At 65.2% G+C, this 9,718-nt stretch carries 9 protein-coding genes and 1 pseudogene; 8 read left to right on the top strand and 2 right to left on the bottom strand.

What is annotated here, in order from left to right:
* From B9G49_RS16370 to B9G49_RS14570, 6 genes and pseudogenes are all read left to right on the top strand, one after another.
* Positions 1 to 146 (top strand): annotated as a pseudogene (locus tag B9G49_RS16370) (IS1595 family transposase); the annotation flags it as partial.
* Between the two features lie 127 nt (positions 147 to 273).
* Positions 274 to 1,593: a hypothetical protein gene (locus B9G49_RS16365; RefSeq protein WP_143414718.1), complete on the top strand. Its 1,320-nt coding sequence runs from the start codon at positions 274 to 276 to the stop codon at positions 1,591 to 1,593.
* Between the two features lie 96 nt (positions 1,594 to 1,689).
* A complete protein-coding gene (locus B9G49_RS16360) occupies positions 1,690 to 2,007 on the top strand; it encodes a hypothetical protein (RefSeq protein ID WP_143414717.1) in 318 nt (105 codons plus the stop codon).
* Between the two features lie 137 nt (positions 2,008 to 2,144).
* Positions 2,145 to 3,488 (top strand): hydroxymethylglutaryl-CoA synthase, encoded by a 1,344-nt coding sequence (gene hmgB, locus B9G49_RS14580; RefSeq protein WP_049930312.1) that lies wholly within the window; start codon positions 2,145 to 2,147, stop codon positions 3,486 to 3,488.
* A 136-nt stretch (positions 3,489 to 3,624) separates the two neighbouring features.
* Positions 3,625 to 4,080, top strand: a complete 456-nt coding sequence (locus B9G49_RS14575; RefSeq protein ID WP_086216852.1) for a 30S ribosomal protein S19e — start codon at positions 3,625 to 3,627, stop codon at positions 4,078 to 4,080.
* Positions 4,081 to 4,338: 258 nt separating this feature from the next.
* Positions 4,339 to 4,815, top strand: coding sequence for an MOSC domain-containing protein (locus tag B9G49_RS14570; RefSeq protein WP_086216851.1), 477 nt, complete (start codon positions 4,339 to 4,341; stop codon positions 4,813 to 4,815).
* Between the two features lie 14 nt (positions 4,816 to 4,829).
* Here B9G49_RS14570 and ppc read toward each other — a convergent pair whose 3' ends face one another.
* Positions 4,830 to 7,532, bottom strand: coding sequence for a phosphoenolpyruvate carboxylase (ppc, locus tag B9G49_RS14565; RefSeq protein ID WP_049930316.1), 2,703 nt, complete (start codon positions 7,530 to 7,532; stop codon positions 4,830 to 4,832).
* A gap of 243 nt (positions 7,533 to 7,775) precedes the next feature.
* Between ppc and B9G49_RS14560 the strand changes: the two genes are divergently transcribed.
* The gene (locus tag B9G49_RS14560) at positions 7,776 to 8,615 is read left to right on the top strand and encodes a cytochrome B (RefSeq protein WP_086216850.1); all 840 of its coding nucleotides are present in this window, start codon (positions 7,776 to 7,778) and stop codon (positions 8,613 to 8,615) included.
* Positions 8,616 to 8,733: 118 nt separating this feature from the next.
* Positions 8,734 to 9,123 carry a hypothetical protein gene (locus B9G49_RS14555; RefSeq protein WP_049930320.1) on the top strand — a complete coding sequence of 130 codons (390 nt, stop codon included), beginning with the start codon at positions 8,734 to 8,736 and terminating at the stop codon, positions 9,121 to 9,123.
* Positions 9,124 to 9,162: 39 nt separating this feature from the next.
* Here the strand turns inward: B9G49_RS14555 and B9G49_RS14550 are convergent, their stop codons facing one another.
* Positions 9,163 to 9,639, bottom strand: a complete 477-nt coding sequence (locus B9G49_RS14550; protein ID WP_394334827.1) for a hypothetical protein — start codon at positions 9,637 to 9,639, stop codon at positions 9,163 to 9,165.
* Positions 9,640 to 9,718 lie beyond the last annotated feature (79 nt).

The raw sequence follows: 9,718 nt of genomic DNA, 5'->3' as shown, positions 1-9,718 counted from the left end.
AACCGTGGTTGGCGAAGTTCCGCGGCCTGTCCAAGCAGGGCTTGGAGCAGGCCGCTCGGACCTACGGCTTCCTCCGGTCACTGAACCTTACTGGGGCACCGATCCACAGTCTCGTGGACTGTATCGCTGTCAATGTATTCCGCTAGTTCCGCCAGTCTACCGAAGAGCGACGACTAAAGCCGCGCACGCACCGGTTGCGGCCGCACGGACGCAATTCTCGCGACTGAGAAGGCAACGGAGGATTTTATACCCGTTCGGCGACGACATCGCACAATGCGCTTCAGTCGCGACCGTCGGGGCCAGTCGGTCGTGATCGGGACGGTGGTCCTCTTCGGGTTCCTGATTGTTGCGCTCTCGCTGTATCAGGTACAGATCGTTCCGCAGCAGAACGGACAGACGGAGTTCGAACACTTCGAAGCAGTTCAGAATGATCTCGTCGAACTCCGAACTGCGATTTCCGCTGCCGGACAGTCGGAGCGTCCGCAGTTCCTCGACGTGAAACTCGGAACGAGCTACCGGACTAGGACGTTCACGATCAACCCGCCAGACCCGGCGGGAACGCTGCGGACCAGCGACGCGTACAACATCACGATCACCGACGACTCCGGCACCACAGTGAACGTCTCCACGCGATTTATCGAGTACCGGCCGCGGTACAACGAGATCGAATCGGGGTCGACGTGGTACGACAACTCCGTTCTCTACGTCGAAGAGACGGACTCGAACCGTCCTGCCGTAATCATCGAAGATCAGAATATCTTGGTCGACAACGACACGCTCAGACTGACCGCCGTCCAGAACGACTTCAGCGCGTCCGGCACTCGGAAGGTTGCTGTGGAGCTGTACCCGACGAGCAATGCGACCAATCTGTCGAAACTGTCTGGAGGACTCGACGTCCGTATACCGACACGACTCGGCAGCGAGGACGGCTACTGGAACGAGTCGATCGAGAATGGTTCGGTGACGTATCAGGGGATGGACGACACCGCATATCCTCAATCGAGCGGGGTCTCGGCGCTGCTGCTTCGGGTCGACAGCCCTGACAATATCAGTGTGAATTCGGTCGGCATTCAGAGAGAACCAACGGGAGAAACGGCGAAAGACAACGTCGGGCCCACTGTTGGTGGCGGTGGTAGTGATGGTGGAAGTGACGGGAGCGATAGTGGCGCTTCCAGTCAAGTAACTTCTGACAACAATATAAACATCAACAGTTCTGGCGAACATCTTTTCTTCCGGTTCGATACTGGTGGATCAACCTTCACAATAGTCAACGCCAGCGTCGATACCACAAATATGCCAAGTGGGTCTCGAACAGATCTCAAAAAAATATGGATTAATGAGAAACCGCAATACAACGCCAAAGATGGTCAATACGCGTCTGATGGTACAACAATAGATATCGATGACACCGCCGTCAGTGGGTCAACCTCGATCAGGTTTGGTCCCTTCACAAGAGGAGGGGGTGTGGCTTTGCCGGGAGATGCGAGCGACTACACGTTCCAGAACACTCAACCTTCAGGTAGCTACATCGTAGTCAATGTTGGATTCAACGATGGTACCACGAAGACGTTCTATATAGAATACTCTCCATAACAAAACAAACCTGTTCGGCGAATAGCATTCGACAACTGTTTACATCTTCTATTGGGTGGGTGATATTTTTGCTCGTGATGGCGCCAGCCTATCTAATTGGGAACAAGATCACTTCGGGATTACGTTGACTCTCCAAGTGACGAATCAAACGAAGCGAGTTCCAGTAACGGAGACTTTGAATACGTGTTTGATCCGAGCGTCACAGTTCAATCAGGAGTAGAGACTGAAATTGAATTTGATAATTTTAATAGTGGAATAAAAGAAATCGGTGTCATTAATTCAGAATCTAACGCAGATATTATGATCTCGCTTCGGCTAGAAGATGGGAGCGTCAAAAAGATATACTTTGATGCGGAGGAACGGACACAGGGCGGGAACGGGAGCGGGGGTAATCCAGGCAGAGGAAACAATTAGACGAGCTATACAATCATACACTGATTGAGTGAGTTCGTCTGTATTGAGCAGCATCACATGCGAGTTCCGACAGCACTTCCACAATCGACGTAATTCCCATCGACAAAGCCATATGCCGGCCGCATGAACGACCGTGTATGACCGCAGTCGGGATCGACGGCATCGAGATCTGGACCGGGAAGCTCAAACTCGACCTGCCGGGGACGTTCGCGCCGGAGAAGGGCGACGACCCCGAGAAGTACACGAAGGGGCTCGGGCTCACTAACTCCTCGTTCCCCGACGTGTACGAGGACATCGTCACGATGGGCGCGAACGCCGCGAAGGGGCTGATGGACCGGAAAGGGCTCGAACCCGAGGACGTCGGCCGGATCGACGTCGCCACCGAGTCGGCGTTCGACCACTCGAAGCCCGTGTCGACGTACATCGCCGGCTGCCTCGAACAGGTGTACGACGGCGACTTCACCCACGCCAACAAGGGCGAGCGCAAGTTCGCCTGCCTCGCCGGAACGCAGGCCATTGACGACGCGTACAACTGGATCCGCGCTGGCCGGAACCGCGACCGCCCCGCGCTCGTCATCACCACGGACACGGCGCTGTACGCTCGCGGTGACCCCGGCGAGGCGACGCAGGGCGCCGGCGCCGTCGCGATGCTGATCGACGAGGACCCCTCGATCGTCGAGCTCTCGACGGACCAGGGGTACGGCTCGAAGGACGAGACTGACTTCCTCAAGCCGAACCAGCAGTTCCCCAGCGTCGACGGGAAGCGGTCGGTCCAGGTGTACCTCTCCCGGATGCGCGAGGCCCTCGAAGACTACGAGTCCGTCACGGACGACATCGAGCTGGAAGACTTCGCGTACGCGCCGTTCCACACGCCGTTCCCCGGCATGGTCCGGAAGGCGGCGCTCCTCGCCTACCGTCACGTCATCCGCGATACAGCACACGAGGACGCGCTCGCCGACGAGATCGGCCGCCAGCCCCGCGAAGGCGAGTACGACGACCGGGAGGCCTACGAGGAGGCGATCCGCGGGTACATGGACGAGCTAAAGACCACCGAGCAGTACCAGACGTGGTACGACACGGCAGTCGAGCCGACGCTCGGCCTCTCTCGCGAGGTCGGCAACTGGTACACCAGTTCGGTCCACATTGCCCGCGTGAGCGCCCTCCGAGACGCCCTGACTCGCGACCGCGAGTTCGTCGGCGACACGCTACTCGTCGCTTCCTACGGCTCGGGCGCGCAGGCCGAGATCCACGCCGAGACGATCCGAGAGGGGTGGCGCGCCGAGATCGAGAGGCTCGACATCGACGACCAGCTCGACGCCCGCTACGACCTGACGTGGGAGGAGTACGAGGACGTCCACGACGTCCACGAGTACGACGCCGACCTCGGGCGCGAGGTCGAGGAGTTCACCCAGCCCGACGGGGAGTTCGTCTTCACCGGCTGGGGGCGGATGAACGAGCGCCAGTACGAGTACGCCGAGTAGCGCCGCGACCGCCGCTGACCGGCACGCTCACCGAACCGTGAGTCATCCGCAGCGGCCCGCAATCCCGTGAAAACGGCTCACACGGGTCGTTCGCGATACGATGCTTTTAAACGACGCTGGCGTGAATCGACACCCAATGGTGACCATCTACGACGTGCCGGCCGACGACCTCATCGAGGCCGTCGCCGCCCGCCTCGAGGACCGGATCGAAGAGCCCGACTGGGTCGAGTTCGCCAAAAGCGGCGCGGGCAAGGAGCTCCCGCCGGAGCAGGACGACTTCTGGTACGTCCGCTCCGCGAGCCTCCTGCGAAAGGTCGCGCAGAACGAGCCGATTGGCATCGAGCGGCTCGCGACCGAGTACGGCTCGAAGAAGCGCGGCTCCAATCGCTACATCGTCCGCCCCGGCGAGCACGAGGGGGGCTCGCGTAAGCTCATCCGTTCGTCGCTCCAGGCGCTCGAAGAGGACGGGCTCGTCACGACCGCCTCCGGCGAGGGTCGCCGCCTCTCCGATGAGGGCGAGGCGTTCCTCTCCGAGGTCGCGACCGAGGTCTTCGGGGACCTCGACCGTCCGGAACTCGAACGCTACGCGTAAACCGATATCTCTGTTTCTGGCCGCTTTACCGCCGTAGCGACTGCTTTCTCGGTCACATCGCACGCGTCTCGCAAGCGGCTGCTTCGTCTCGCGAGTTCGCCCGTTGCGCACGTCGTAAATCAAACACCGCTATACAAAATCTGATATCGGGTAAATCGACACATACGCGTCGGCCTTCTTCTCCTCGGACGCTCTCCTTCGGTCGCTCTCCCGCTACCTTCTTGCTCCCGCGTCTCGGAGTGCCGCCGTGAGTCGCGCATGACGGAGTCACGCGTCGGCACGGTCGAACGAATTCACGTCGCCTCTGGGACGGGCGGCGACCCGGAGCCCCGGGAGGCGGTCGAGGCGGTCGCGGACCGCGGGCTCCGCGGCGACCGCTACTTCGACGGCGACGGGATCTACAACGAGCAGTCGGAGTTGGAGCGGAGCGACATCACGCTGATTGAGGCCGAGACGCTTGCGGCCGCGGCCGCCGAACACGGCGTCGACCTAGAGGCGGGCGCGCACCGGCGCAACGTCACGACGCGTGGTGTCGACCTCAGGGAACTCGTCGGCGAGCGGTTCCGGGTCGGCGAAGCGACCGTCGAGGGGACGGGTCGCTGCGAGCCCTGCGGCTACATGGCCGATCTCGCGGAGGAGTCCGACGCGGTGACCGCGCTCGACGGTCGCGGCGGGCTCGACGCCCGCATCGTGGAGTCGGAAACGGTAGCGGTCGGCGACGAGATCGTCTGGTAGCGACCGACCCCGGGTTATCCGGTGTTTTTCATCCCGGCGGCGATGCCGTTGACGGTGAGCCGCAGGGTACGCTCCTCCTCGTCGGTGCGGTGGGTGCGTCCGAGCAGGTTCGCCTGGAGGAGGTTCAGGGGGTCGACGTAGGGATTCCGGCGGTCGAGGCTCTCTTCGAGCCACTCGCGGCGGAGCAGCTGGTCGCGGCCGCTGATCGACAACACTAGCTCGCGGCCGCGCTCGTACTCGTCGACGAGTTCGGGGAAGAAGCGCTCGCGGAGCTCGTCGTCGGCGAGGTCGGCGTACTCGGCGGCGATTTCCGGCTCAGTGCGCGCGAGCGCCAGCGAGGCGTTGTCGAGCGTGGTCCGGAAGAACGGCCACTCGTCGAACATCTCGCGGAGCGTCTCCATCCCCTCCTCCTCGCCGACCTCGTCGAGGTAGGCGTCGATCCCCGAGGCGATCGCGTACCAGCCGGGAAGGATGAGCCGCGTCTGGGTCCACGAGAACACCCACGGAATCGCGCGGAGGTCCTCGACGCTGCGCTCGCCGGAGCGGGAGGCGGGCCGGGAGCCGAGGTTGAGGTCCTCGACGACGCTGATCGGCGTCGCCTGCTCGAAGTAGGAGACGAATCCGTCGCTGTTCAGCAGTTCCCGGTACGTCTCCCGGGCGGCGGGCGCCATGACCTCCATCGCCTCCACCCAGCGGTCCGGGACGTTCTCGACCGGCTCCTCGTTCGCCTCTTTCCGGGCGCGGATCTGTGCGTCCAGCATCTGTTCGAGCTCGCGCTCGGCGATCCGCGGGTTGGCGTACTTCTCGGCGATCGCCTCCCCCTGCTCGGTGAACTTCACCTGTCCGGTGACGGTCTCGTTCGGGAGCGCGGTCAGCGCCTCGTTCATCGGGCCGCCGCCGCGCGAGATGGAGCCGCCGCGGCCGTGGAACAGCCGGAGGGTGACCTCCTCCTCGCGGCAGAACCGGGCGATCCGGCGCTGGTTCTCGTAGAGGTCCCAGTTCGCGGCGAGGAATCCGTTCTCCTTGTTGGAGTCGGAGTAGCCGAGCATGACCTCTTGGACCTCGTCGCGTGCCTTCAGCGCGGCCGCGTACGCCTCGTTCTCGAAGAGGGTACCGAGGATGCGTTCGGCCCCGTTGAGCGCCGATTCGGTCTCGAGCAGCGGGACGACGTCGACCGCGCAGTGGTCGGGTAAGGAGACGACGCCGACCTGGTCGGCCAGGAAGAGCACCTCCAGCACGTGGCTGGGTTCCTCCGTCATCGAGATACAGTAGGTGTCTATCGCCTGCTGGCCGTACTCGTCCTGCCAGCCCGCGAACGACGCGAACCGGCGGAGGACGCGCTCCGTCGTCTCGGAGACGTCGCCGGGTTCGTCGACGTCGACGACCGGGTCCTCTTGGAGGATCGCCTCGGTGAGGAAGTCGACGCGCTCGTCTTCGTCCATCTCGGCGTAGTCGACGCCCTCGGCCGCGACCGCCTCGGCGACGGCCTCGGTGTGGTTCTCGCGGTGGTCGCGCAGGTCGAGCGACGCCAGCGTGAGCCCGAACGTGTCGACCTGCCGGCGGAACGGCTCGACGAACGACTCCAGCACCGACTCCTGTCCGTCCTCGCGGAGCGACTCGGCGATCACGTCGAGGTCGTCAAGGAACGCGTCGCCGTCGGGGTACTCGCCCGGCCGGACGTCGTTGACGCGGTCGAGGCGCTCGCGCATCAGCCGGAGCTTCTGCCGGTACGGCTCGTCGGGGTACCGCTCGCGCGCCTCCTCGACGACGGTCGGAAACCGCTCGGCGTCGGCCGCGAGCGACTCCGCGAGCGCGTCGCCGTCGGCGTACCGGTCGCCGTCCTGGCTCAGCACCGCGGAGAGCCGCTTACAGCGGTCTCGGTACTTCTCGACGGCGACCTCGCGCTGGCGTTCGAGCGTCTCGTCGGTCACCTCGGGCGTGACGAACGGGTTGCCGTCGCGGTCGGAGCCCGCCCACGAGCGGAACTCGAAGAGCTTGGGGCAGTCGACGTCGTCGTACTCCTTCGAGATGGTCTCCTCGAACTCCTCGTAGGCGTCACCGACGACGTCGAACAGCGTGTTCTCGAGGTACCACTGGACGTTGCGCGCCTCGTCTTCCGGCTCGGGGGCCCGCTGGCGAACCTGTCGGGTGCCCCACAGGCTGGTTACCTCGGCGGTGACGTCGCGCCAGACGGCGCGCCGCTCGCGGTCGGTGAGGTTGCGCTCGTCGAGCTCGCCGAGGTGGTTCGCGATCGAGCGGAGCTTGGACTTCACGGTTGACCGCCGGGCCTCCGTGGGGTGAGCGGTGAACGTCGGCTCGATGAGCACGTCGGCGAGCAGCTCCTCCAGTTCGTCTGCGTCGACGCCGGCCTCGGCGAACTCGGCTATCGTCGCGTCGAAGGAGTCGTGGAGGGCGGTCCCGTCGTCGGCGTTCCGGACCGCGCGGACGCGCTCGCGCTCCTCGGCGAGGTTGATGAGCTCGAAGTACGTCGTGAACGCGCGGGCGACGACCTCCTCGCGTGTCGTCGAGAGGTCGGCGACCGCCTCGTGGAGGGCGGCCCGGTCCGCGGCGTCTCCCCGCCGGTAATCGATCGCCGCGTTCCGCAGCGTCTCGACCGTCTCGTACGCGTCCGTCGACGCCTGTGCGGCCAGGACGTCTCCCACCAGCGCCCCGAGTTCTCGAACGTCCGTCCGCACGTCCCGATTATGCAACTTCATACCACAGACAGTTCGGTCGGGATCGGTTAAATCCGTGGGCTAGACGAATGCTTGCCCCGGTTCCGAGTAAATTCGATCACGAACGTTCCTTGCCGACCCCGGCCGGAGGCGATGGCGGCGGCGACTCGTCGGTCCCGAGCGCGGCCCGGTTCCGAAGCGTCGCCGTCGACCCGGAATGGCTCCGATTCTCGCCGCTGTGGAGGGTTCGTCACCCTTTTTACCGATCCAACCTCAGTAGCGAGCATGAGTGCGTCCGATAAGTATCCGTCTGAGTCCGGGCGGCGACGCTTCGTGAAGGGCGTCGTCGGCGGCGCGGCCCTCGCTGGGGTCGGCGCGATGGGGTCGGCGACCGTGAACACCCTGACGACCGCCGGCGGCGTCGGCGGCGGGTCGACGGTCGCGAAGACCATCGCGCAGACCGGCGGTCCGGCGCCCCGCGGGCTCCCGCAGATCCCCGTTCAGGTCAACGATGACGGGTACATTGAGGGCATCTGGCCCGAGACGACGACCATCACCCAGGAGGGACAGGAGATCGAGGTCGCACAGGAGGATCTCGGCGGGACGACCTACTCCGGCGCGTGGTTCCAGTACTGCGGCGTCGAGTCGCAGGAGAACGTCCAGCCGAACTTCGAGTCCGACAACCTGTTCCGCGCCGCGAGCGGCCCGCCGTACGACTGGCAGTCGAACACCTACTCGGGCGGCGACCGGATCCACATCGACGACTTCGACGACTACGAGGAGTGGGGGAACGGGATCGGCAGCGACGGCGTCGGCAAGCCGGCGATGACCACGTGGCGCTCCGAGGACTCCGATACGAACCTCAACGCGATCGTGATCCGCTCGCCGGAGATCGAGGAGGCGGCCCAGAACGACGAGTGGCTCCAGGCCTCGACCGATCAGGGGTTCATGGCGTACCTCAACGTCTGTACCCACTTCTGCTGTATTCCGGGCTACAAGGAGCTAGAGGAGTCGGCCCGCTACGACGCCGCCGACGGCTCGTACTGCGTCTGCCACCAGTCGACGTACGACCCGTTCACCATCGAGGAGGCGCTGTTCATCGCGCGTCCCCGACCCGACGAGTAATCCCAGCCCGAGGAGTAACCCCGCCCTGTCGCGGCTCCGCCCTCCTCTCCGCTCGTCCCTCGGACGTCTCGTGTAAGTCGTCGCCGCGCTTTTCACCTCGCTCGTCCGAGGGAATGACATGAGCGACGACCCCGCTTCCGACGAGTCCGTCTCCAAGGCCGCCGGCGACGACGACCGATCCGCGGCCGCCGGCGGTGCGGACGCCCCCGCGAGCGACGACTTCGAGGCGGAACTGGCCCGCGCCCGCGACCTGCTCGACGGCGACGACATCGACGCGGTCCACGTCGGCGTCGTCCGCGACGGCGAGGTCGACACCACGTTCGCCCAGCGCACCGACGACGACCCGGAGGGGGCGGGACTCCGCGCGCTCGCGCTGCTCGCCGCACACGTCAGGCTGGTCGCGGGCGAGGCCGGCGTCGAGCCCTCCACCGTCGCCGGCGACGCCGCGACGCTCGCGGGGCAGGTGGAACAAATCCCGACGGACACCGAGCAGATCCCCGATGAGTAGCGGGCCGGCTCGTCGTCGCCGGCTGTCTCCGGCGCCGGTCTACTCGGACCCGCCGGACTCCGCCGAGCGGATCCGACGGAGCTGGTGGGCCACGCCCGCGAGCGCGACGAGCAGGACCGCGAGGTTGAACACCGCGAGCGCCACGGACTGGTAGGCCGGATCGAACCACGTGCGGATCGCGTTGCCGGACTGGCTGTAGAACCCCCAGCCAGCCACGACCGCGAGCAGCGACAGCACTGCCAGCCCGACGCGGTCGAGCAGCCCGCGGAGGTCGTCGGTCGAGAGGCGGCCGAAGCCGCCGGAGCCGGCCGGCTCCGTCCAGTAGTCCGTGTCGGTCTCTTCCGGGTCCGTCCGGTCGGGACCCGTTTCCGTGCGGTCGGTCGCGTCGGTGTCGTCTGTCATTGGCTGTGGTGGGTCGCGGGTGCGGTCGCCGCCGGAAGTCCAGCAGTCGCCGCTCCGACCCTCCCCGGCCTGTCCCTCGGTCGCCTCAGCATGCCACGTCACCTCCCTCACCACCCCCTCACTGCGACCACACCCGCGACCACGAGCGCCACGAGCTCGACGCGACCGCCGACACACGCACCCGCCTCCCCGC

It is taken from the genome of Halorubrum sp. SD683 (assembly GCF_002135045.1).
In the GTDB taxonomy this organism is placed as follows: domain Archaea; phylum Halobacteriota; class Halobacteria; order Halobacteriales; family Haloferacaceae; genus Halorubrum; species Halorubrum ezzemoulense.
This window is presented reverse-complemented; position numbering and strand designations above follow the sequence as displayed.

Excerpts from the sequence above, each read along its gene's own strand:
- B9G49_RS16365 (WP_143414718.1), top strand. The coding sequence starts at position 274 with ATGCGCTTCAGTCGCGACCGTCGGGGCCAGTCGGTCGTGATCGGGACG.
- hmgB (WP_049930312.1), top strand. The coding sequence starts at position 2,145 with ATGACCGCAGTCGGGATCGACGGCATCGAGATCTGGACCGGGAAGCTC.
- B9G49_RS14575 (WP_086216852.1), top strand. The coding sequence starts at position 3,625 with ATGGTGACCATCTACGACGTGCCGGCCGACGACCTCATCGAGGCCGTC.
- B9G49_RS14570 (WP_086216851.1), top strand. The coding sequence starts at position 4,339 with ATGACGGAGTCACGCGTCGGCACGGTCGAACGAATTCACGTCGCCTCT.
- ppc (WP_049930316.1), bottom strand. The coding sequence starts at position 7,532 with ATGAAGTTGCATAATCGGGACGTGCGGACGGACGTTCGAGAACTCGGG.
- B9G49_RS14560 (WP_086216850.1), top strand. The coding sequence starts at position 7,776 with ATGAGTGCGTCCGATAAGTATCCGTCTGAGTCCGGGCGGCGACGCTTC.
- B9G49_RS14555 (WP_049930320.1), top strand. The coding sequence starts at position 8,734 with ATGAGCGACGACCCCGCTTCCGACGAGTCCGTCTCCAAGGCCGCCGGC.